This is a genomic window from Arachnia propionica (genome assembly GCF_900637725.1).
GTDB classification, from domain to species: Bacteria; Actinomycetota; Actinomycetes; order Propionibacteriales; family Propionibacteriaceae; genus Arachnia; species Arachnia propionica.
The window spans coordinates 1,669,663-1,691,440 of record NZ_LR134406.1 but is presented as its reverse complement, the minus strand read 5'-3'; the positions used below and the strand labels follow the sequence as shown (position 1 = coordinate 1,691,440).

The window sequence follows — 21,778 nt, the reverse complement described above, 5'->3', positions numbered from 1 at the left end:
GGAAGACCGGTTGGTGCGCGTGCGGTTCGGCATTCTTCCCACCGGCCCAAATGTCCGATAAGAAACATTATGTAATTATAAAAACGGTTCAGAGGCCTCCGGGCCGGACACCGTGAGGCCCCGCCCCTCCTCCGCCCGTTCAGCCACACCATCCCATATTCTGGGCCGTACCGATCGGGATTGGAGTCGCAATGTTCACCGAAGAGCAGATTCCCGAGCTTCTCGCGCAGCTCACCCTCGAGGAAAAGTGCTCGCTGCTCTCCGGCAGCGATTTCTGGCACACCCAGCCGGTCGAACGGCTGGGGATTCCCGCCCTGATGGTCTCCGACGGTCCCCACGGGCTGCGCAAGCAGGCCGTGGGCGCCGACGAGATGGGCCTGGAGGAATCGGTGCCGGCCACATGTTTCCCCACGGCCGCGGCGCTCGCGTCCACCTGGGACGTGACGCTGCTCACCGAGATCGGCCGGGCGTTGGCCGAGGAGGCGAAGGCGCAGGGCGTCGGCGTGATCCTGGGACCGGGCGTGAACCTGAAACGCTCCCCGCTGTGCGGGCGGAACTTCGAGTACTTCTCGGAGGACCCCCTGCTGGCGGGAGAGCTGGCCGCTGCTCTGGCCGCGGGTATCCAGTCCGGAGGGGTCGGGACCTCCGTGAAACATTTCGCCGCCAACAACCAGGAAACTGATCGAATGCGCACAAACGCGCGGATCGACGAACGCACCCTGAGGGAAATCTACCTCAGCATATTCGAACGAATAATCGAACGAGCGCGTCCGGCGACGTTGATGTGCTCGTACAACCGGATCAACGACGTCTACTCGTCCGAGAACCGCTGGCTCCTGACCGAGGTACTACGTGAGGAATGGGGCTTCGACGGGCTGGTGATGACCGACTGGGGGGCGGTCCACGACCGTGTCGCAGGAGTCGCCGCCGGGCTGGACCTGGAAATGCCGTCCTCGCACGGCTGGAACGACCGGCTCGTCGCCGAGGCCGTCCGGACAGGCGCCCTGGACGAATCCGACCTGGACCGGTCCGTCGCGCGCGTGCTGCGGCTGGTCTCCCGGCACCACCGGGAAACACCCGAGGAACACCTCGATCTCGGGGCCCACCACGAACTGGCCCGCGAGGCCGCATCGCGAAGCGCCGTGCTGCTTAAAAACGAAAGGGCGGCGCTCCCCCTGCCCGGGCTCGGTGACGTCGTGGTCATCGGGGAGATGGCCCGCACCCCCAGATATCAGGGGGCCGGATCGTCGCAGGTGAACCCGACCCGCTTGGACAATGCCCTCGACGCCCTGCGGCGCAGGCACCCCGGTTTGCCGTTCGAGCCCGGGTATCCGCTGCCCGACTCCCCTGCAGCAGCCTTCCCCGCCGGGGAACTGCTCAGGCGAGCGCAGGAGGCCGCCGCGGGCCGCACGGTCCTGCTGTTCCTCGGCCTGCCCGCCGCGGACGAGTCGGAGGGATACGACCGGCAACACATCTCGCTGCCCGCCGGCCATGTGGACCTGCTGCGCGCAGTGCGCCGGGTGGCCAACAGGGTGATCGTCCTGCTCTCTAACGGCGCGGCCGTCGAGACCGCCTCCTGGCAGGACGACGCGGACGCGATCATGGAGCTATGGCTGCCAGGTCAGGGCGGGGGTGAGGCCGTGGCGCGGCTGGTCACCGGCGAGGACTCCCCAGCGGCAGGCTGGCGGAAACCATTCCTGAGAGGCTGGAGCAGCACCCCGCACAACTCAATTTCCCGGGTGAAGCAGGTGAGGTGCGTTACGGGGAAGGGATTTTCGTCGGATACCGCGGGCTCCAGAAACTCGGGAACCGACCGAGTTACCCCTTCGGACACGGTCTGGCCTACACCACCTTCGAGTTCAGCGATTTGCGGGCTGAGGTGGCTGAGGTCACCCCCGAAACGGCGTTGGGCGAGGTGGTTCTCACCGCTTCGTTCACCGTCACCAACACCGGAGGCCGAAGCGGTGTCGCAGTCCCCCAGCTCTATATCGGGTATCCGGTCTCCTCGGTGGGCCGCCCTCCCCGGGAACTACGAGGTTTCCGGCATCTGGAACTGGGGCCGGAGGAAAGCGCCCACGCTGAGATCCAGGTGACTCGCCGCGACCTGTCCTTCTGGGACGTGAGAACCCACTCCTGGAGCGTGGAACCGGGAAGGATCCGCGTCGAGATCGGGGCCTCTGCGGAGGACATCAAACTGGGCCTTGAGACGGACCTGCCCGCTCCCCCACAGCACCTGCCGCTGACGGAATGGTCCACCGTAACCGAATGGAGACGGCATCCCGCGGCATGGGAGAAGCTGGAACCCTTCCTGGCCTCCTTCGGGAAGGAATCGAAGTTCTTCCTGCTGGACCTGCCGGTGTGCAAGCTTCCGCTGATGTTCGAGGACACCCTGACCTTCGATCAGCTGGCGGAACTGCTCGCCGAAATCCGCACAACCCCCTCTGTTCCCTGAGCACACGGGCCGGTGAGACCGCCGATCAAGGAATGGTGTCCAGCAGAGAGGATTTCCGTACCGTTTGAAGAGTTTCAAGGGGTGAGAGGATCCGGGAATTGTTATTTGATTCCCGGCCAGTAGGCATTGGGGTCCAGGCGATTTCCGAAGATGGCCTGACCGACACGAACGCAGGTGGCCCCGTACTCGATTGCCAGTTCGAAGTCACCGGACATGCCCATGGACAGTTCGTCCCAGCCCTTTCCTGTGACGTCCCTCAGTTCCTGCTGCACCTGGCGCATCACCTTGAAGCACCGCGCGATGCGCTCAGTGTCGTCGGTGAACAGCGCCAGGGTCATCAGCCCCCGGACATCCAGTGCGTCGAAGGCGTCGAGTTGTTTGGCGAAGGTCACCACCTCCTGCGGCGGCAGACCGAACTTCTGGTCCTCGTCTGAGCTGTTCACCTGTACCAGGACCTCTAGCCTGCGGCCTTCCTGTTGCAGCCGGCGATCCAGTTCCGAAGCGACCTTCAGGGAGTCGAGGGCCTGGAACTCCGTCGCGAACCGGGCGACGTACTTGGCCTTGTTGGATTGCAGGTGCCCGATCACGGCCCACTCGATGTCGGCCACCTCCCGCAGGGCCTCCCATTTGTTCTGGGCCTCCTGCACCTTGTTCTCCCCGAACCTCCGGTACCCGGCGGCGTGGGCCTCGAGGACGGCCTCCGGGGGTTTGGTCTTGGAGACGGGGAGCAGCCGGATCTCGCTGCTGTCGCGTCCCGCTCTCGCGGCCGCGGTCGCGATTTGCTGTTCGATCTTCTGCAGGTTGGCGGCAATGCTGGTCACCCGCCCAAGTCTAGGACCACGCCGCCCAAGGACCGTCCGTGGCAGAATTCCGGCTCGTGGAGAGCTTTCGTATCACCCGGGTCCGGCCCATACCGGGACTCGGGACCGGCAGGTACAGCGAGCCGCTGGACGTCACGGTGACCAACGGCACTATCACCGCCATTGAACCCACCCGGGGTGTCGGCGACGGCGACTTCGACGCCGACGGCGCGAACCTCATGCCCGGTCTGTGGGACAACCACACCCATTTCTCCTTGGCGGCGCTGATCAGCCAGTGCACCCGCTTCTCCCACAAGGCCACGAAATCGGAGATCCTCGCGGCCGTCGAGGATCACCTGCGGCACCGGCCACCGAGGCTGGTCGGCTACGGTTTCCGTTCGGCAACGTGGCCCACTCCCCCGACCGCAGCCGACCTGGATGCGATCACCACCGTCCCGGTCGCGTTGATGTCCCGCGATCTCCACAGCCTCTGGTGCAACACCCCGGCCCTCGAACAGGCCGGGGCGGCCGGGCATCCGACGGGATTCCTCGTGGAGGAGGAGGCCTTCGCAGGCATCCGTCGCATCATGTCGCGGTATCTCGACCTGGTGGAACACGCCGTGCAGGCGGCCGAGCTGGAAGCCGCCTCCCGGGGGCTCGTGGGCATCGTGGATTTTTCCTCCGGCTGGGCCGTGGAGGCCTGGCAGCAGCGCGCGGCATCCCGGTCCATCGGGCTGCGGGTGGAGGCCGCCACCTACCCCGAGCGGCTCGACGATCTGATCGCCATGGGAGCCGGAACCGGCGACGAACTGGCCGAGAACTTGAGGGTCGGCCCGCTCAAGATAATCGCCGACGGCTCGATGGGCAGCCGCACCGCCCACTGCATCGCGCCTTACCCGAATCCCCTGCCGGGGTATCCGAACGGCAAACCCAACCACACCCGTTCCGAGTTGCTCGCATTGCTGGGGCGTGCCCGCGAGGCCCGGCTCCAGGCTGCGGTTCACGCCATCGGCGACGCCGCCTGCCACGACGTCCTGGACGCCTTCGAGATCTCGGGTACGCGTGGATCCGTCGAGCACGTGCAGTGCGTCGCTCCCGCCGACCTGCCGCGATTCGCGCGGTTGAAACTGGTCGCGAGCATCCAGCCCGCGCACCAGCTGGAGGACATCGGGGTGGTCGAGCGGGTCTGGCCCGGCGCGAAGGATCGCACCTACCCGATGCTCGACCTGCTGCGTGCGGGGGCACGGCTGGCCTTCGGCTCCGACGCACCCGTGGCCTCCCTCGACCCCTGGAAGGCCATCGAGGCGGCCTGTCACCGCCCCTACCGGGCGGACCAGGCGCTCGCTCCCCTGGCCGCCCTGCGGGCCAGCACCCGGACCACGCTCAGTGTTGGGCAGCCCGCCGACCTGGTGCTCACCGCCGGTCCCGGAAAGGTGTTGCTGACTATGCTCGGCGGCCGGATCACCTTCAGTCGCTGATCATTCGAAGGGGCCGGGATCGCCCGCCCCGACCCGCACGACCTCCGGTTCGTCACCGCTGAGATCCACGACGGTCGTCGGGGTCAACCCGCAGTCACCGGAGTCCAGGACCGCATCCAGTTCGTGGTCCAGCAGCTCCTTGATGGTCCACCCCTCCACGAGCGGCTCGGGATGATCCGGAAGCAGCAGGGTGGAGCTGACCAGAGGTGAACCGACCGCGTCGAGGAGGGCGAGGGTGGTGCGGTGATCGGGAATCCGCACGCCGATCGTGCGTTTCTTCGGGTGCTGCATCATCTTCGGCACCTCGCGGGTGGCCTTCAGGATGAAGGTGTACGGCCCCGGGGTTGCCGCCTTGACCGCGCGGAAAACCCAGTTGTCCATCTCCACGAAAGCCCCGAGCTGGGAGAACTCGGAGATCACCAGGGTGAAATGGTGCCTGTCCCCCAGCTGCCGGATCCGCCGGATGCGTTCGATTCCCGATCCGTTGCCGAGGGCGCAACCGAGCGCATAACAGGAATCGGTGGGGTAGGCGATCAACCCACCCTCCTCGAGGATCCGCACCATCTGGCTGAGGGTGCGGGGCTGCGGGTTCTCAGGATGCACGTCGTAGTACTGGGCCACGGATTCACCTTAAACCCGCCGGGCAAATCCGGGAGCCGTGTTATGACTCCTCACCCGGTTCACTGCCCCGGACCCGGGATTCTCATCCGGTGGGAAGAGCGGTCATCCGTCACCGGATTCGTTCGGTCGGCACCCTGGCCGCCTGGTGCACGGTGACATCCACCATGGGAAGCACCCGGATGGCGGTTCCCTCGACGACGGCGGTCGTGAACGCGGCCGCACGGTCAACCTTCACAGTGGCGTCGCCGAGAGCCGAGTTGAAGAGGGCCCGTCTCCCGGCTTCCCGGCCGTCCTCGGCGGAGCCTCCCAGGACGGCGGCGGCCCGGGCCGAGTCCTGGGCGGCCGCCATGGCCGTCGATTCCGCCCACAACAACAGCGACCACTGGAGCGCGGCCAGCAGCACCAGCATCGCGAGCGGCAGCAGCAGGGTGACCTGGACGCTGCCGCTCATGCCCCGCTGGTCCCGGCAGGGGCCTGAGGACCTAACCATTCCGGCCCCGGTAGGTGTCGACGGGCGATGTTCCCTCTCCCGTCAGCGACCGGCTGGCCGGGAAACCCGGCATGGAGACCGGGAACACCGCCCGGCAGGTGAGCCGTACCGTCACGGAGGCGACCGTTCCCATCGGGGCCTCCAGACCCCTGGCGTCCACGCTCACCTGAGCATCGGTACAGGTGATGCGGGAGTTGCCCAGCTCGGTCACGGCAGCATCCAATGCCGCTCGTTCGGCCGATGCCTGTGAACGCTCCAGCGAGGCCGCACGCGCCGCTCGTGTGGCAGCGGCGGTAACGGCCTGCTGCGCGAGGGCGTGCCCGGCCATCACGATCACCAGACCAACGAACAACATCGCGACGGGCAGCACCAAAGCCGCCTCCACCGCCACGGAACTTCCTCGTTCCGATGCCCTGGGAACCATCTGCATCCTTCCGGATCACTGTCAAACCATCCTGCCACTCAAAGGGTGCGGGCGGCTAGGCTAGGCAATGGAATCAATCCTGAAAGGAATGTTCATGGTCAAGAAGGTAGCCATTCTCACGGCCGGCGGTTTTGCGCCATGTCTGTCCTCGGCCATCGGTGGTCTCGTCCAGCGGTATACCGAGGTGGCTCCCGAGGTGGAGATCATCGCATACAAACATGGCTACCAAGGGCTTCTGCAGGGTGACTACTTCGTCGTCGACGAGACCGTCCGGGCGAAGGCGCACCTGCTGCACCTGTTCGGCGGCTCCCCCGTCGGGAACTCCCGGGTCAAGCTCACCAACGTCAAGGATCTCGTCAAACGCGGGCTGGTCGCCGAGGGAGCCGATCCGCTCAAGGTCGCCGCCGACCGTCTCGTCGCGGACGGCGTGGACGTCCTCCACACCATCGGTGGCGACGACACCAACACCACGGCCGCCGATCTGGCTGCCTTCCTCGCCACCAACGACTACCCGCTGACCGTGGTCGGCCTGCCCAAGACCATCGACAACGACGTGATCCCGGTCCGCCAGTCGCTCGGCGCCTGGACCGCCGCGGAGCAGGGGGCGATCTTCGCCAAGAACATCGTCGCCGAGCACAATTCGGGTTCCCGGATGCTCATCGTGCACGAGGTCATGGGACGCCACTGCGGCTGGCTGACCGCGGCCACCGCCGCCGAGTACCGCAAGTGGCTGGATACACAGGAATGGCTGCCCGGGATCGGCCTGTCCCGCGAGGCGTGGGACGTCCACGCCGTGTACGTGCCCGAGGCGGTCATCGACATCACCGCCGAGGCCGAGCGCCTCAACAAGGTGATGGATGAGGTTGGCAACGTCACCATCTTCCTGTCCGAGGGCGCGGGCTTGGACTCCATCGTCGCGGAGATGGAAGCGGCGGGTGAGGAAGTGCCGCGCGACCCCTTCGGTCACGTGAAACTCGACAAGGTGAACCCCGGGAAGTGGTTCGGGGACAAGTTCGCGGAGAAGCTGGGGGCCGAGAAGGTGATGATCCAGAAGTCGGGTTACTTCTCCCGGTCGGCCGCAGCCAATGAGGCGGACTTGGCGCTCATCAAGCGGTGCACCGATCTGGCGGTCGACTGCGCTCTCGCGGGTCGCTCCGGCGTCATCGGCCAGGACGAGGAGAACAACGACGAACTGACGGCGATCGCCTTCGAGCGCATCAAGGGTGGCAAGCCATTCGACATCACCCTGCCCTGGTTCACCGAGCTGGTGGCCGCCATCGGTCAGCCCGCACCGGTCGCCGCCGCAACCCACTGATCAGTCGCGATGGCGGTACCTCGTGAGCAGGGCCGCCACCGCAGCCCCGATGCCGAGACCGGTTATCGTCCCCATCCCGTAACCGATCCTCGTTCCGGCCCGGACCCCCTGCGCTGCCACATCGACCGGTATCGCAGGGGTCGGGTCGGGTGGTTCCCCAGCTTTCTGATCCGTGGTTTTCGGGTCGTGCGGGTCAACCAGTGACCGGTCGACCCCGGTTCTCTCCCCAGCCCATGCTGCGCAGACCAGCAGGATGGTCGACAGGAGGTTGAACAAAATCATGATCACGATCACGGGCCCGAAAACCACGGCAGCGGGATTGGAAGTGAAAATACCGAGCAGTACTCCCGCGAACTGTTGCAGCAGAGCGACCAGGGCTGCGCCTACCGTGGAGGGCAGCAACCAGCTGTGGGGGCGGATCCGATTCCTCGGGAGGGTGCAGAAGAGGAAGGCGAGCAGTAGCCAGCTCACCAAGAGGGTGAGGAGCAGGTGAACCAGCCAGCCGATCACCCCTGCTGAACCAATCCAGGACATCCCGATGACGGCGATTCCTGATGGGAGCAGCAGACAGGCGAACAAGCCGAGAAGTACCAGCAGGTTTCCGCCCAGTTCCTTGAGGAACCCTCGTACCCCTTTTTCCCTTTCGGTTTCTTGCTCATTGGTTTGCAGCATCCGGCAAAACCCAATCCGCAGATTCCCGACCCAGTTCGAGCCCGAGTAGGCAGCGGCAATCAAGGCGGTGCCGGCCAGACCGTACCAGTTCTCTATCGCGTTTCGCAGTACGTCAACTGCTTTCTCGGCGAGGTTCGTGCTGCCAAGAGCATTCACGATTCCGTCAGACAGAAGATGGAACCATTCAGGACGCAGCACCGCCAAGGTGAATCCGGCCGCAGCCCCTGCCAGCATCAGCACCGGCACCAAAGTCAGAACCGAAAAGTAGGTGATTGCGGCAGCATGTTGTGGACCATGGCGCCGCTTATAGCGTTCACTGATGGTGGTGAGACGTTTGACTGCGGGGTTTTTGAGAAATTTTCTCACCCGGTCTTGGCCCTCCTGCGGGATTCGAGCTCGTTCTCCGTGTGCAGGTTCTGCTGTGCAATCCGTTCGCTCGGAAGGTCGCCGAGGGTCCCCTCGATTTCCTGCCAGACGCTGGAGACGGATATCAGGAACATGCCCTGCCCTCCCTTGGTGAGGTCGAACAGTTCATTGGCGGTCGTGCACTCGTAGACGCTGAACCCGTCACTGACCAGTGTGAGTTCGGTCAGGTCCTCGACCCCGCGGGCCCGCAGATGATCGATCGCGATCCGGATCTGCTGCAGCGAGATCCCGACATCCAGGAATCGTTTCACGACCCGCAGCAGCAGAATGTCGCGGAAGGAATAGAGGCGCTGCGATCCCGACCCTGACGCTCCCCGGATCTCCGGTACGACGAGGCCGGTGCGGGCCCAGTAGTCAAGCTGCCGATAGGTGATGCCGGCAACCTTGTGGGCCACAGGGCCACGGAACCCCAGGTCCTTGGAGACGGGGGCGAAGTCACCGTCGAACAGCGCATCCTGCTGCGGTGTCTCGTCCATATGCCTGATGCCATCAGCCACTGTGTCAGCCCCTAAGTTCTCCCGGCCGCCGGTTCTGCGGCACTATTGACGCTAACCGCCGGGTGCCCCGGTCGTGGACGACACGCCCACCGGCACCGTTGTAGATTCTAAACCCTCCAGCAAGGCTTCAGGGTTGGTCCCGCCCCAGGACCGGGGTGCGGGATCCTCTCAGAAGTCCTCCGGCTGGACCTGATCCAAGAACTCCCGGAACTTCTCGACCTCGTCCACGTGAGCGATCTCGTCGGAGATCCCAACCTCGTCCAGCAGCTCCGCCGGGCAGTGGACGGGCCACCCCCGCCGGATCGCGACGGCCACGACGTCGCTGGGCCTGGCGTCGAAAGTCACACCATCCACCACTATTTCCGCGTAGAACACGCCATCCTCCATGGACCTGATCGTCAGCTGCGGCTGGGACTCGCCCGCGAGCTGCGCGAAGGCCTCCGCCAGCAGATCCTGGGTGAGTGGCCTGGCGAACTGCTCCTGTTCCAGGGCGACGGCGATGGCAGCGGCGTCGACGGCGGAGATCCAGACCGGCAGCAGCCGTTCCCCATCGTTCTCGCGCAGCAGGAGGACCGGGCCTTCATCGCCCACCTGTATTCCAACCACACACAACTCGACCATGCTCACAGCCTACGAGACCTTGTCAACCGAACAGCTGTGAGAACATCAGGCCGCTGTGCGCGTGCAGCACCAAGCGGTACACCTCGCGGAGGACCTCCTTCGGGACCCCCTGGCGGCCCTGGTACTGGCTGATGGCCTGTTCCACCAGCGCGGCCTCCAAGGAGGCCGACTGTTGGAGCACCCTCATCTGCCTGGGTTCGACCCCGTAGTCGCCAAGGCGTTTAGCAGCCACCGCCAAGGCCAGCATTTCCCTGCCGTACCGCTGGGTGCCCTTCCGGTGCGAGATCACCTTCAGGCGTTCCAATTCGATCAGGGCGGCCTCCCCCAGCCCCGACTCCGAGAGAAGTTCCCTGCGCGTGAAGAGCTGGCGCTGGGTTCCCGGTTGTCTGGGCTGCCTCCGTGACGGTTCCGCGTTCTGGGGTGTCGTCGGCACGGTCGCATCCGCGGTCTCGGGAGGCACCTCCCCCCGGTCCATGGCGGCGAGCTCCTCGCGGATCACCTTGAGCGGAAGATACCTGTCGCGTTGGGCACGCAACACGAAGAGCAGCCGCTCCACATCAGCCGGGTAGAAGCGCCGGTAACCGGAAGGATGGTCCCGTTCCGGGGAAATCAGCCCCTCGTTCTCCAGGTACCTGACCTTTGAGACCGAGATGTCGGGAAATTCGCCCCGGATCGATTCCAGAACCTGACCGATCGTGCGCGGCGCGGCCGGCATCAGCTCCGCCCGGCCTCGCTCAACAGGATCGTCGCCCGGTATTTTCCGATCTGGATCTCATCGCCGTGCCGCAACTGGGCACGGCCATCGATCAGAACCCTGTTGACGTAGGTTCCGTTGAGGCTTCCCAGGTCCTCCAGCATCAACTGGCCACCCGCGCGCACCAGCTTCGCGTGGTGGCGGGAAACCGTGACATCGTCCAAGAAGATGTCGGACTCGGGGTGCCGCCCGAGAGTGGTCACGTCGGAGTCGATCAGGAACTGCGATTCCTTAACCCCGCCCCGAGTGACGATCATCAGCGCGTTGCCGGGAGCCAGGTCCGCCGCATCGGCCGACGGGCTCCCCCCAATGGCGGACAGATGCTCGTCCGTGAGAGCCGCGAGAACGCTGGTGGTGTCGTTCTTCGAATCCTTGAGATCCCCTTGGCGGTGGTTCCTGACCCCCGTCATCGGTGGCCCCCTTTCCGTGCTGATCGCCATCCAAGCTGCCCCAAGCCTATCGAGGGACATCGGATTGACAAGCCTGCCATGCTAATTCGGTTTGGCGAATTCCGGCGCGCGGGGAGAAACCGTGGAATCAACGGAGATTTCCGTCAACTGCTTGATCTCGACTCTCCCCTGCACCCTGCTGCCCTCCACCTCGCTGACCAGACCACCCCTGAACCGGGCCCCGGCCTCCAAGGTGGCAGGATCCCCGATGGCCTCGATGACGACGGGGGTGGTCAGGGTCTTCCCGTCCACCGCTATCCGGCCATCCGCGTCCCGATCGATCCATGTGTTAGCGACCACGCGAACGGAATCGTTGAACTCGATCACCTCGGAACCTGCGTCACGCAATTCCTCCAGCGCATCCAGCAGAAGCTCCGGGGTCACTGCGCCCTGCGGGTCCTGGATGGTTATCCGCACCCCCGGCCCGGTCGCCGGCACCGTTCCAGCGATGATCTGCATCTGCTCTATCCGGTGTTTGGTCTCGTCATCGGCGGCCTTGGCCCCCGCCGCCCCGGAGACCAGCCCTTCGCGGGTCGTCGTCAGTTCCCTGACCTCGGATTCCAGGCGCCGCGTCTCGGCGGAGAGGTTGTCCAACAGCTGGATCAGGTCAGTGCGACGCAGATTGGAGTAGTCGGGCTGCGAGGCCTGGGAACGCAGGGTCCACACCACCAGCAGGGCGGTCAGGCAGAGCACCACCCCGACGACCAGCTGGCCGCGACCGGGTTTCAGGAAGGCACGCCAGATCTTGCCGGAGTTTGCCGGTTCGATCTGATCGGCGGCGCGTTTCGGGGTCTGCTCAGGCATGGAGCACCGCCCTTCGGATTGCCGCGGCATTGTTGAAAATCCGGATTCCGAGCACTACGACGACCCCGGTGGAGAGCTGGGATCCGACCCCTATCTGGTCGCCGGCGAAAACGATCAGCCCCGCGATGAAGACGTTCGACAGGAAGGAGACCACGAACACCCGGTCGGAGAAGGTGCCCTCCAGCCATGCACGAGTTCCCCCGAGGATGGCGTCCAGCGCGGCCACGATCGCGATCGGCAGGTACGGCTGGAGGAACACGGGCAGGACGGGTTCAACCAGCAGCCCGATCACGATACCGGCCGCGAGCCCAAGCAGCACCAGCATTTCTCCTCCTTCAGCTCTTGGCGTACCGCAGCGTCATCGCCGGGTCGGCGGGTAGTTTCAGATCGCCGTTCACCGTTTGAAGTTCGTAGGCGATCCCGTAGTTGTCGTGAAGATACTGCCACCACACGGCCGAGGAGGTGCGGGCGAAACGCGCCTGCAGCCGGGAAGGATCCCCGATGGCCTCTACCACGTAGGGCGGGTTCAGGGAGACATAGTCCACCGTGATGGCGGATCCCGCGGAACGGATCGGGGTGAGCGTCGTGATGCGATGGCCATTCACCGCCACGGCCTCGGCCCCGGCCTGCCACAGCCCGTTCACCAGGCGCGACAGGTCGGAATCGTAGATCACCCTGCTGCCGTTCCCGGTCCTCTCCGCGTCATTGACCCGTACCCGCAGACCGGGGCCCGAAACGGCGATGGCGCCGGCCGCCAATTCGGTTTCCTGCAGGTTGGCGCGAACACTCGGATCGGCCACGGCATCCTGGCGCAGTTGCCTGTTCTCCGCGTCGAGTTCACTCGCCCTGGCCGCGAGTTCATCGCGATGCTGCTGCTCAGCGGCGATCCGTGACAGGAGGTCCTTTCTCTCATCCGCCACCTCGCTGCGGGAACGGGTGGTGGAAACCACGGACAGCGCCAGTAAGGCGGCCGCCATGAGAAGCGCCAGTGGCATCGCCCAGCGGCTGCGTCGCGGGGACTTCGTGGTCAGGTACTCGGGCTCCATGGCCTCCGACGCGAGATCGCTCAGAAGGCTCATGCTGGCGTCAGGACGCATCCCGGTCACCCCTTTCATGCGCGAGTTCAACGGTTCCTTTCAAGTAGAGGATCCCGGCCGCCCAGTATGCGAACGCCCCGGCGATGGCGAGCACCCATCCCGCCCACTCGGCCACCACCAGGCCGAACGAGTCGGGAGAACCGAGCAGCATGATCGGGAAGGCCAACAGCAGGAGCATCGTGCCGGTCTTCCCGACCAGATTCACCGGGAGCGCCACCCGCCCGCTGCGGCGCAGCGAGGGAAGCAGGCACAGCAACAGCAGGTCGCGGGCGGCGAGAACGGCCAGCAGCCACCAGGGCACGAGTCCCCTGACGGTCATCACCACGACCGCGGTGAGAATGTAGAGCCGGTCCGCCACCGGGTCGAGGCGCGCCCCCAGCAGCGAGGTCTGGTGGAGTGTGCGTGCCAGGAAACCGTCGAGCCAGTCCGTTGCTCCCGAAACGGCAAGCAGGATCACCGCCGCCAAGTCGTGCCCGGCCAGGATGAGCCATCCGAAAACCGGCACGGCCAGCAGCCTCAGGAATGAGAGAACGTTCGGTATCGTCAGCAGTCGATCGGTGTCCCAGGTCTGGGTTGGTTCGACTGCTTTCACGACAACCAGCCTAGGCCATGTCCGTCCACGCCCCGGCCAGTCGTTCACGGGCATCACCGAGCAGTTGGGGAAGAGCGCGGGTCTGCCCGATGATCGGCATGAAGTTCGTGTCCCCCAACCAGCGGGGGACGACGTGCTGGTGCAGGTGGGCGGCTATTCCGGCGCCGGCGACGGTTCCCTGGTTCATGCCGATGTTGAAACCGGCGGGTTGCGAGACCTCCGTCAGGACCGCAATGGCCCGCTGGGTGAGTTCCGCCATCTCGCGGGTCTCACCCGCGGTGGCGTCGACGTACCCGCTGACGTGACGGTAGGGGCACACCAACAGGTGCCCCGGCGAGTAGGGGAACAGATTCATGACCACGAAGGCATGCTCGCCGCGGGCGACGATCAGCCCGTCCTCGTCACGTTTCGTGGGGGAAAGGCAGAACGGGCAGCCGGTCTCGTCCTTCGGTTTGTCACCCTCTACATAGACCATCCTGTGCGGGGTCCACAATCTCTGGAAGGAGTCGGGGACCCCGCACAGCTCAGAGGACGGTTCCGTCATCGCGCACCCGGATCCGTGTTGCTGCGGGAGGCGATGTGGGCGCGGATCCGCTCCACCGCCTGTTCGACGGGTACCCCGTTCAGTTGGGATCCGTCCCGGAAGCGGAAGCTAACGGCCCCCGCATCACGGTCCTCCCCACCGGCGATGAGAATGAACGGCACCTTCGATCGGGATGCGTTTCGGATCTTCTTGCCGAAACGGTCATCCGAGAAATCGAGCTCGACCCGGACCCCGTGGGCCCTCAAACGGGCTGCGACATCCGCGAGATGGTCGTTGAACTCGTCCGCCACGGGGACGCCGAGCACCTGCACCGGGGCGAGCCAGGCCGGGAAGGCCCCGGCGTAGTGTTCGGTCAGCACCCCGAAGAACCGTTCGATCGAACCGAACAGGGCCCGGTGGATCATCACCGGTCGCTGGCGTGTTCCGTCGGCCGCTTGGTATTCCAGTCCGAAACGTTCCGGCAGGTTGAAGTCAAGCTGGATCGTGGACATCTGCCAGGTGCGTCCGATGGCGTCCTTGGCCTGCACCGAGATCTTCGGACCGTAGAAGGCCGCACCCCCCGGGTCGGGCACGAGTTCCAGACCGGAGGCCGTCGCCACCTCGGCCAGGACGTTGGTGGCCTCCTCCCAGGTTTCGTCATCGCCCACGAACTTCTCGGGATTCTTGGTGGACAGTTCCAGGTAGAAGTCGTCCAGGCCGTAGTCCTTGAGCAGATTGAGCACAAAGGTCAGGAGACCGGTCAGCTCGTCGCGCATCTGTTCGCGGGTGCAGTAGATGTGGGCGTCATCCTGGGTGAATCCCCTGGCCCGGGTCAGGCCGTGCACCACGCCGGATTTCTCGTTGCGGTAGACGGTGCCGAACTCGAACAGCCGCAGCGGCAGTTCCCGGTAGGAACGGCCCCGCGAACGAAAGATCAGGTTGTGCATAGGGCAGTTCATGGGTTTCAGGTAGTAGTCCTGTCCCTGCCTGCGGATGTTGCCCTGCGCATCGCGTTCCTCGTCCATGTGCATGGGCGGGTACATGCCGTCGGCGTACCAGTCGAGGTGCCCGGAGGTCTGGAACAGGGATGCCTTCGTCAGGTGCGGGGTGTAGGCGAACTGGTAGCCCTCCTCGACGTGGCGGCGCCGGGAATAGTCCTCCATCTCCATGCGCACCACGGCGCCGTTCGGGTGGAACACGGCCAGTCCCGACCCGATTTCGTCGGGGAAGGAGAACAAGTCCAGTTCGGTGCCGAGTTTGCGGTGATCCCGTCTGGCGGCCTCGGCCATGCGGGTCTGGTAGGCCTTCAGGTCCTCCCGCGTGGCCCACGCGGTGCCGTAGACGCGCTGCAATCCAGCGTTGCGCTGGTCGCCCCGCCAGTAGGCGGCGCTCGATTTGGTCAGCGCGAACGCCTGGAGGTAACCGGTGTGGGGTACATGGGGGCCTCGGCACAGGTCGCGCCATGCGACGGAGCCGTCGCGACGGACGTTGTCGTAGATGGTGAGCTGCCCCTCCCCCACCTCGACGGATGAACCGTCGGCGGCGGAGGCGCCGCCCTTGTCCGCTATCAACTCCAGTTTGAAGGGTTCAGCGGCCAGTTCCTCGCGGGCCTCCTCGTCGCTGACCTCCCGCCGCACGAAGCGCTGTTTTTCACGCACTATCTGACCCATCCGTTTCTCGATCGCCTTCAGGTCCTCCGGGGTCAGCGGGGAGGTGGCGAAGTCGTAGTAGAAACCGTCGGTGATGGGCGGGCCGATACCGAGCTTCGCTTCTGCGAATAGGTGCTGCAGGGCCTGGGCGGTCACGTGTGCCGCGGAGTGGCGGATGATGCTGAGGCCCTCGTCGCTGTCGGCCAGGACGGGTTCCACTTCGTCGCCGTCGACCAGTTCGCGCTGGAGGTCGCGGATCTCGTCCCCGACCCTCATCGCCACGACGGTGCGATCCTCTCCGAAGAGGTCGAGCCCCGTGGTGGTGGTCGTCAAGTCGACGTTCTCACGGGAGCCGGGACGAATGACGACGATGGACGCAGACACGTGGGCGTTCCTTTCACTGGACGACCCGCTCATTCTGCCACCAGCTGGGCATGGCACGTTAAAGGTTCGTCTTGAGGTCACGCCAGCCCGGCGGAAGGCTCACCCGGGCTCCGGGAAGCGGCGTCCGGGCTGGTTCGTGGCGCTGTGGGTCGTGATCACGGATGGGGGAATCTTGCCACCAGGTGGGTGAACTCAGGTTTCTTCGTCACGCGTTCGGCGACGAAGGAACAGGTGGGAATGACTCGTTTCTCCTCGGCCTCGATTCGGGTCAGGGCGAAGTCGACCAGTTCGCCCGCCAATCCCCTGCCCCTGAAATCCGGTTCGGTGACGGTGTGGGTCAGCTCCAGCGCGTAGCCATGGTCCACGTAATCGATGTAAGTGGCCACGCGACCGTCGATCAACAGTTCGAACCGGGACCCGGCTTCGTTGTTCATCAGCTTTGATTTGCTCACGGGAGCCTCCAGATGAAAAACCCGAGCTCGCTGAGCCCGGTGCACTTTGTGGGCGATGCCAGGTTTGAACTGGCGACCTCTTCCGTGTCAAGGAAGCGCGCTACCACTGCGCCAACCGCCCGAGGTGGAGACGGGATTCGAACCCGTGTACACGGATTTGCAGTCCGTTGCCTCGCCTCTCGGCCACTCCACCGGGTGGAGTATGTCTCCGAGCGGACGACGAGATTCGAACTCGCGACCCTCACCTTGGCAAGGTGATGCTCTACCAACTGAGCCACGTCCGCACGCGCTTTCCCCGACCTCCCCTTCGGGTTGTCTCGTTCGGCGCGTAGAGAACACTAGCGCAGGGTTTCGAGCGGATGCAAGTTTCACCCGACAATCGGTGTTTCAGCCCCACTGGCCGGGGCTGAAACACCCGCGGGACTCAGACGGGGATTCCTACGTAGATGGTTTCCAGGTATTCGGCGATGCCCTCGGAGCCGCCCTCGCGACCCAGCCCCGAGTGCTTGACCCCACCGAACGGGGCGGCCGGGTTGGAGATCGCGGCGGAGTTGATCCCGGTCATGCCGACCTCGAGTCGCTCCGTCATCCGCAACGCGCGGTCGATGTCTCCCGTGTGGACGTAGGCGGCCAGACCGACCGGCGAGGAGTTCGCCCAGGCGAGCACCTGTTCCTCGGAATCGAAGGGCACCACCGGGGCCACGGGCCCGAACAGCTCCTCACAGATCACGGGTTCCCCCGGGTCGGTGACGGTCAGCACGGTCGGGCGGTAGAAATATCCCGGTCCCGCGACGTCCTCGCCTCCCGTGAGTACCTTGGCACCGCGTTCACGAGCTCCCTCCACGAGTCCCCGAATGCGCTGCCGCTGCCCGGATGTGATGATGGGACCGATGTCGGTGCTCGGATCGAGTCCATCACCCACGACCAGCCCCTCGAACTCGGCGGCGAGACGCGCAGCGAACTCGTCGGCCAGTTCCCGGGAGACGTAGAACCGGTTCGCGGCGTTGCAGGCCTCACCCATGTTCCGCAGCTTCGCGGATTTCGCGGCCGCCACCGCGCGGTCCAGGTCCGCGTCGCCGAAGACGATGAACGGGGCGCAGCCCCCGAGTTCCATTGAGGTCCGCAGCACGTTGTCAGCGGCTTCGCGAAGCAGTCCCTTGCCCACATCGGTGGATCCCGTGAAGGAGAGCTTCCGCAGCCTCGAATCCCGGAGCAGGGGCCCGGTCAGGGCGGCGGAGGACGAGGTGGGGACCACGTTGACCACGCCGTCTGGAACACCGGCCAGCCGACAGGCCTCGGCAAAGGCGAGGGCAGTCAGGGGGGTCAGCTTCGACGGCTTCAGGACACCGGTGCAACCGGCAGCCAACGCCGGACCGAGCTTGCGGGTGGCCATCGCCAGGGGAAAGTTCCACGGGGTGATGGCCAGGACCGGACCGACGGGACGGGGCATGGTGATTACCCTCAGGCCGCCCTCGGGGGTCGTGGAGTAGCGGCCGTTCAGGCGCACCGCTTCCTCGGAGAACCAGCGGAGGAACTCGGCCCCGTACACCACTTCACCGCGCGCCTCGGCCAAGGGTTTCCCCATCTCGATGGTCATCAGGACCGCGAACTCCTCCGCGCGTTCCACGACGATCTCGAACAGGTTCCGGAGCAGTTCCGCACGGGCCCGCGGTGCCGTGCGGGCCCAACCATCCTGGGCGGCGGCCGCGGCCTCCAGCGCGGCCAGGCCGTCTCCGGCACCCGCGTCGGCGACCCGGGTGATCACATTCCCCGTCGCCGGATTGATGACACCGAACCACTCGCCGCCCCGGGCCTCTCGCCAAGCGCCATTGATGAAGACCCCGGTCGGGGCGGCGGCGAGCGCCTTGGCCACCAAAGGGTTTTCTACGGAAACGGCCTCCATGGCCACACCTCCAGGAATCGGCGAACAAACCCAACCTTAGGGGTTCCATGAACAAACGCCGCTGACCCTGGCCACCCTGCTGGTGCGCCGGACCACCCCGCATCCCCAGACGCACGAACCTGGTGCGGCACACGCCCGGCCGTCCCACATTCGTTTCGGCCCCACGGCACGGCCTCGTCAACACCCGACCGGCCAATCCTCTGTTGGCACCTCCCCAGAAGGTGCGCTAAAGTGGCACACCGCACGGGCGATTGGCGCAGTGGTAGCGCGCTTCGTTCACACCGAAGAGGTCGGCGGTTCGAAACCGCCATCGCCCACTGATACTCCTCACTAAAGCCAGCCAGCCGCAAGGAGGAGAGGCATGTCGGCACCGGCCATCGTGCTTGTCGCACGAGGCGACGATGACTCTGCCGTCCGAACCTCTCTTGACGTCGTGATCGACCATCTCCATCGTCTGCGTCCCGATCTCCGAGTTGGTCTCGGTCTCCTGAACAGCACAACCCCGACGGTCCACGAAGCTGTAAAGGCCTTGGCCGACACCGGGGTGGAGGAGATAGCGATGGTCCCCATGGACCTGGTTTCGGCAACCGACCACTCCCCCGTACTGACCCATGCCCGCGACGAGGTCGGTGCGGCCAATCCCGGCCTGAGCATCGTGATAGCCCGTCCCATCGGCCCGGACATCGATCTGTTGAACGTCCTGGACATCAAACTGCGCGAAGCGCTTCACCGCGCGAACGCCGTCGAGGTGGACGCTTTGGTTCTCGCATGCCCCGATGGAGGGGATCTCAGGGGAAGTTCCCTGCTCGCCCGGAGGGCCCGGCAGTGGAGCGCACATCACAAGCTTCCGGTGCAGCTCGCGCAGAACGACATCACCGGTCGCGCCACCGCCCTCGCCGTCAATGCGCTGCGCGGTCAGGGACGGCGTCACATAGCCGTCGGCTCCCTGTTCCTGACCCCAGGGCCCGTTTTCCGGGCCCACCAGCAGGCTGCCATCCGGGCAGGGGCCCTGGCGGTCACCCCACCTATAACGGAGAATCCCCGAGTCACCGAGCTGATCCTGGCCCGCTACGCCTTCGCGGCCATGCGGCTGCTCGACATCGACCCCCACGAGGACGGAACATGACAAACGACTTCCCTCTCGACCTGCCCGACCAGGAATGGCGAAAGCGGCTGAACGAACTCGAATACCACGTGCTGAGGGAATCCGGAACTGAGGCCCCCTTCACGGGTGAATACACAGACACCGTCGCCGAGGGTGTATACGAATGCAGGGCCTGTGGGACCGAGCTGTTCCGCAGCGAGGCAAAATTTTCCTCTCACTGCGGCTGGCCCAGCTTCTTCGAACCCCTCGCGGGGGACCGGGTCGTCTACCTGGAGGATCATTCCATCCCCGGGCGCCCCCGCGTCGAGGTCCGGTGCGCGGCCTGCAATTCCCACTTGGGGCATGTCTTCCGGGGCGAGGGATACGACACCCCAACGGACGAGCGGTACTGCATAAACTCCATCTGCTTGCGTCTCGTTCCGGCGCGCCATCAAACCAGCCCGGGAGAAGACACATAGGCTCACTTCCGTGACTCTAGCTCCGCCCAACATGGCCGACCCCGAGTTCCAGCATGCCCTGGAGGAATTCGCCAGCATGCAGTGGCGCTCAGGAATCAGGGCCGAGGAGATAGGCTCCCCTCAGCGGATTGCGCCGTTCTCCATAGCCATGGCACTGGACTTCGTCGAGGATGACGAGGAGCTGGGAACCGGGAGGTTGATACTGCTGCACGATCCCGCCGGCAACGAGAACTGGGAGGGGCGTTTCCGCTTGGTCTCCTATGTGCGGGCCGAGGTGGACCAGGAAATGGTCACCGATCCGCTGCTGCCGGAGGCAGCCTGGTCCTGGCTGACGGACGCGCTCTCCAAGCACGGGGCCGCCCACCGGGCCCTGGCCGGAACCGTGACCGCATCCTACGGCCGGGGGTTCGGGGAGCTGACAACCCACCAGGCCGAGGTGGAGGTCCGGGCATCCTGGACCCCGGTTCTGGACAACCGCCACAAGATGACCGTTCAGCTCAAGGCCTGGCAGGATCTGCTCGGGCACATCTCAGGGCGTCCCCCGCTGCCCCGTGGGGTGGTGCAGTTCCCGGGGCGCTCATGAACCAGTTCGTCGAGCAGCCACGAGAACCCCTGCGTCCTCTGGTGGACACCCCCGAAACGCTCGACGCCTGCTTGGACTCCCTTTCCCACGGGACCGGACCAGTCGCATTCGATGCGGAACGCGCCCACGGCCACCGGTACTGGCCCAAGGCGTATCTCTTCCAGATCCGGCGTGAAGGAGCCGGCACCTGGTTGATAGACCCCATCGCCCTCGAGGACGGGGCCGAGGTGAGGCTCGGAGGGCTGGTCGACGCCTGCTCCGACGCACTGTGGATCATTCACGCAGCATCGCAGGATCTCCCCTGCATGCTGGATGTGGGCATTCGGCCTCCCGCCCTGTTCGACACCGAACTGGCGGGACGCCTCCTCGGGGCCCCGTCGGTCGGTCTCGCCGCCCTTCTCGAGACGAAACTCGGCATCCGGCTGCGCAAGGCGCATTCGGCGGACAACTGGGCCACTCGTCCGTTGCCGACCTCCTGGTTGATCTACGCAGCCCTCGATGTCGACTACCTGATCGAACTAGCCGATCTCCTGCGCACCGAACTCGTGGCCGGGAATCGCATCGCTTGGGCCGAGGAAGAGTTCATCCACACCCTGCGGGTCTTCTCAACCCCTCCTGCCCCCAGGCGGGAACCGTGGCGGCGTCTGTCGGGCATCCAGGGTTTGAAACACCCGAGGCAGCTGGCCGTGGCACGGGCGCTCTGGCAGGAACGGGACCTCGTGGCGCGACGACGGGACCGCCCCCCCTCCCGGATCCTGGCCGACGCCGCGATAATCGAGTTCGCCTCGGGGATCGACCCGGAAAGCCCGCTCCCGGACGCCCCCGAATTCTCCAGGATTCCCGGGTTCAACACCCGAGGGTCGGGAAGGTACCGGGCCAACTGGGTCCGGGCAGTCGAGTCGGTGGGCCGGTTGTCCCCCTCCGACTACCCCTCTCGCCGTCCGGAGCCGAACGGCATTCCTCAGCCGCGTTCCTGGGAGCGCAACAGCCCGGAGCGCTGGGAGCTCTGGAAGAAGGTCCGCGCAGATGTCGACGCGCTGGCCAAGGAGCTCGGCATCCAACCCAGTCTCATAGCGTCCTCCGCGATCCTGCAGGCCTTCGTCCACAACTGGGAACCCGGCAGCGATCCCCGGACCGCACTGCTGGGGGCCGGTTCCCGGAACTGGCAGGCCGATCTCCTGCTTCCGCTGTTCGCCAAGCATCTCTGAGAGCCACGTGGGTCCGGACGG

25 protein-coding genes and 4 tRNA genes are annotated in these 21,778 nt (G+C 65.5%); 9 read left to right on the top strand and 20 right to left on the bottom strand.

Translation table 11 applies throughout. From position 1 onward, the window contains the following. The first annotated feature begins 191 nt into the window (after nucleotides 1–191). Together EL272_RS07480 and EL272_RS15415 are read left to right on the top strand one after the other, a co-directional pair. Nucleotides 192–2,093, top strand: coding sequence for a glycoside hydrolase family 3 protein (locus tag EL272_RS07480; RefSeq protein WP_197720306.1), 1,902 nt, complete (start codon nucleotides 192–194; stop codon nucleotides 2,091–2,093). Continuing rightward, nucleotides 2,009–2,452 carry a fibronectin type III-like domain-contianing protein gene (locus tag EL272_RS15415; RefSeq protein WP_197720305.1) on the top strand — a complete coding sequence of 148 codons (444 nt, stop codon included), beginning with the start codon at nucleotides 2,009–2,011 and terminating at the stop codon, nucleotides 2,450–2,452. Before EL272_RS07480 ends, EL272_RS15415 begins: the two co-directional genes overlap by 85 nt. A gap of 101 nt (nucleotides 2,453–2,553) precedes the next feature. Here the strand turns inward: EL272_RS15415 and EL272_RS07475 are convergent, their stop codons facing one another. Further along, complete coding sequence (locus tag EL272_RS07475) at nucleotides 2,554–3,273, bottom strand: YggS family pyridoxal phosphate-dependent enzyme (protein ID WP_014846601.1); 720 nt, start codon at nucleotides 3,271–3,273, stop codon at nucleotides 2,554–2,556. A gap of 38 nt (nucleotides 3,274–3,311) precedes the next feature. Between EL272_RS07475 and EL272_RS07470 the strand changes: the two genes are divergently transcribed. Continuing rightward, nucleotides 3,312–4,730 carry an amidohydrolase gene (locus EL272_RS07470; protein ID WP_014846600.1) on the top strand — a complete coding sequence of 473 codons (1,419 nt, stop codon included), beginning with the start codon at nucleotides 3,312–3,314 and terminating at the stop codon, nucleotides 4,728–4,730. Here the strand turns inward: EL272_RS07470 and EL272_RS07465 are convergent, their stop codons facing one another. The 3 genes from EL272_RS07465 to EL272_RS07455 form a co-directional block, all read right to left on the bottom strand. Then, nucleotides 4,731–5,351 carry an L-threonylcarbamoyladenylate synthase gene (locus tag EL272_RS07465; RefSeq protein ID WP_014846599.1) on the bottom strand — a complete coding sequence of 207 codons (621 nt, stop codon included), beginning with the start codon at nucleotides 5,349–5,351 and terminating at the stop codon, nucleotides 4,731–4,733. Nucleotides 5,352–5,460: 109 nt separating this feature from the next. After that, a complete protein-coding gene (locus EL272_RS07460; protein ID WP_014846598.1) occupies nucleotides 5,461–5,802 on the bottom strand; it encodes a TadE/TadG family type IV pilus assembly protein in 342 nt (113 codons plus the stop codon). Nucleotides 5,803–5,833: 31 nt separating this feature from the next. Then, nucleotides 5,834–6,265 carry a TadE/TadG family type IV pilus assembly protein gene (locus tag EL272_RS07455; RefSeq protein WP_051014982.1) on the bottom strand — a complete coding sequence of 144 codons (432 nt, stop codon included), beginning with the start codon at nucleotides 6,263–6,265 and terminating at the stop codon, nucleotides 5,834–5,836. Between the two features lie 94 nt (nucleotides 6,266–6,359). Between EL272_RS07455 and EL272_RS07450 the strand changes: the two genes are divergently transcribed. Then, nucleotides 6,360–7,580 carry a pyrophosphate--fructose-6-phosphate 1-phosphotransferase gene (locus tag EL272_RS07450; protein WP_061787187.1) on the top strand — a complete coding sequence of 407 codons (1,221 nt, stop codon included), beginning with the start codon at nucleotides 6,360–6,362 and terminating at the stop codon, nucleotides 7,578–7,580. Here the strand turns inward: EL272_RS07450 and EL272_RS07445 are convergent, their stop codons facing one another. From EL272_RS07445 to EL272_RS07370, 16 genes are all read right to left on the bottom strand, one after another. Next, nucleotides 7,581–8,618, bottom strand: a complete 1,038-nt coding sequence (locus EL272_RS07445) for a YhjD/YihY/BrkB family envelope integrity protein (RefSeq protein WP_014846595.1) — start codon at nucleotides 8,616–8,618, stop codon at nucleotides 7,581–7,583. Next, nucleotides 8,615–9,154 carry a MerR family transcriptional regulator gene (locus EL272_RS07440; protein WP_014846594.1) on the bottom strand — a complete coding sequence of 180 codons (540 nt, stop codon included), beginning with the start codon at nucleotides 9,152–9,154 and terminating at the stop codon, nucleotides 8,615–8,617. The genes EL272_RS07445 and EL272_RS07440 overlap by 4 nt, the downstream gene beginning before the upstream one ends. Before the next feature lie 189 nt (nucleotides 9,155–9,343). Further along, a complete protein-coding gene (locus EL272_RS07435) occupies nucleotides 9,344–9,796 on the bottom strand; it encodes a bifunctional nuclease family protein (RefSeq protein ID WP_041696423.1) in 453 nt (150 codons plus the stop codon). A gap of 22 nt (nucleotides 9,797–9,818) precedes the next feature. Then, nucleotides 9,819–10,511, bottom strand: a complete 693-nt coding sequence (ftsR, locus tag EL272_RS07430) for a transcriptional regulator FtsR (protein WP_014846592.1) — start codon at nucleotides 10,509–10,511, stop codon at nucleotides 9,819–9,821. Continuing rightward, a complete protein-coding gene (locus EL272_RS07425) occupies nucleotides 10,511–10,960 on the bottom strand; it encodes an FHA domain-containing protein (RefSeq protein ID WP_014846591.1) in 450 nt (149 codons plus the stop codon). The genes ftsR and EL272_RS07425 overlap by 1 nt, the downstream gene beginning before the upstream one ends. 81 nt (nucleotides 10,961–11,041) lie before the next feature. Beyond that, entirely contained in the window at nucleotides 11,042–11,803 is a 762-nt protein-coding gene (locus tag EL272_RS07420) for a DUF881 domain-containing protein (protein ID WP_014846590.1), read from the bottom strand. After that, nucleotides 11,796–12,128: a small basic family protein gene (locus tag EL272_RS07415; protein ID WP_014846589.1), complete on the bottom strand. Its 333-nt coding sequence runs from the start codon at nucleotides 12,126–12,128 to the stop codon at nucleotides 11,796–11,798. The genes EL272_RS07420 and EL272_RS07415 overlap by 8 nt, the downstream gene beginning before the upstream one ends. A 10-nt stretch (nucleotides 12,129–12,138) precedes the next feature. Continuing rightward, nucleotides 12,139–12,918 (bottom strand): DUF881 domain-containing protein, encoded by a 780-nt coding sequence (locus EL272_RS07410; protein ID WP_081490264.1) that lies wholly within the window; start codon nucleotides 12,916–12,918, stop codon nucleotides 12,139–12,141. Next, a complete protein-coding gene (locus EL272_RS07405; protein WP_014846587.1) occupies nucleotides 12,890–13,492 on the bottom strand; it encodes a CDP-alcohol phosphatidyltransferase family protein in 603 nt (200 codons plus the stop codon). The genes EL272_RS07410 and EL272_RS07405 overlap by 29 nt, the downstream gene beginning before the upstream one ends. Before the next feature lie 10 nt (nucleotides 13,493–13,502). Beyond that, entirely contained in the window at nucleotides 13,503–14,036 is a 534-nt protein-coding gene (locus tag EL272_RS07400) for an HIT family protein (RefSeq protein WP_014846586.1), read from the bottom strand. Beyond that, the gene (gene thrS, locus EL272_RS07395) at nucleotides 14,033–16,081 is read right to left on the bottom strand and encodes a threonine--tRNA ligase (RefSeq protein WP_081490263.1); all 2,049 of its coding nucleotides are present in this window, start codon (nucleotides 16,079–16,081) and stop codon (nucleotides 14,033–14,035) included. The genes EL272_RS07400 and thrS overlap by 4 nt, the downstream gene beginning before the upstream one ends. Before the next feature lie 122 nt (nucleotides 16,082–16,203). Next, nucleotides 16,204–16,500, bottom strand: a complete 297-nt coding sequence (locus EL272_RS07390) for a GNAT family N-acetyltransferase (protein ID WP_014846584.1) — start codon at nucleotides 16,498–16,500, stop codon at nucleotides 16,204–16,206. A gap of 49 nt (nucleotides 16,501–16,549) precedes the next feature. After that, nucleotides 16,550–16,621, bottom strand: a tRNA-Val gene (locus EL272_RS07385). Nucleotide 16,622: 1 nt separating this feature from the next. Beyond that, nucleotides 16,623–16,693 (bottom strand) — tRNA-Cys (locus EL272_RS07380). 18 nt (nucleotides 16,694–16,711) lie between these two features. Further along, a tRNA-Gly gene (locus EL272_RS07375) sits at nucleotides 16,712–16,784 on the bottom strand. 140 nt (nucleotides 16,785–16,924) lie between these two features. Beyond that, nucleotides 16,925–18,403, bottom strand: coding sequence for an NAD-dependent succinate-semialdehyde dehydrogenase (locus EL272_RS07370; RefSeq protein ID WP_061786980.1), 1,479 nt, complete (start codon nucleotides 18,401–18,403; stop codon nucleotides 16,925–16,927). Between the two features lie 245 nt (nucleotides 18,404–18,648). Here EL272_RS07370 and EL272_RS07365 point away from each other — a divergent pair. From EL272_RS07365 to EL272_RS07345, 5 genes are all read left to right on the top strand, one after another. Next, nucleotides 18,649–18,720, top strand: a tRNA-Val gene (locus EL272_RS07365). Nucleotides 18,721–18,764: 44 nt separating this feature from the next. Further along, nucleotides 18,765–19,529 (top strand): sirohydrochlorin chelatase, encoded by a 765-nt coding sequence (locus EL272_RS07360; protein WP_014846582.1) that lies wholly within the window; start codon nucleotides 18,765–18,767, stop codon nucleotides 19,527–19,529. Continuing rightward, on the top strand, nucleotides 19,526–19,966 hold the full coding sequence (gene msrB / locus EL272_RS07355) for a peptide-methionine (R)-S-oxide reductase MsrB (RefSeq protein ID WP_014846581.1): 441 nt from the start codon (nucleotides 19,526–19,528) through the stop codon (nucleotides 19,964–19,966). Before EL272_RS07360 ends, msrB begins: the two co-directional genes overlap by 4 nt. Before the next feature lie 10 nt (nucleotides 19,967–19,976). Beyond that, nucleotides 19,977–20,549 carry a DUF3000 domain-containing protein gene (locus EL272_RS07350; protein ID WP_234028334.1) on the top strand — a complete coding sequence of 191 codons (573 nt, stop codon included), beginning with the start codon at nucleotides 19,977–19,979 and terminating at the stop codon, nucleotides 20,547–20,549. Beyond that, nucleotides 20,546–21,757 carry an HRDC domain-containing protein gene (locus tag EL272_RS07345; RefSeq protein ID WP_014846579.1) on the top strand — a complete coding sequence of 404 codons (1,212 nt, stop codon included), beginning with the start codon at nucleotides 20,546–20,548 and terminating at the stop codon, nucleotides 21,755–21,757. The genes EL272_RS07350 and EL272_RS07345 overlap by 4 nt, the downstream gene beginning before the upstream one ends. Nucleotides 21,758–21,778 lie beyond the last annotated feature (21 nt).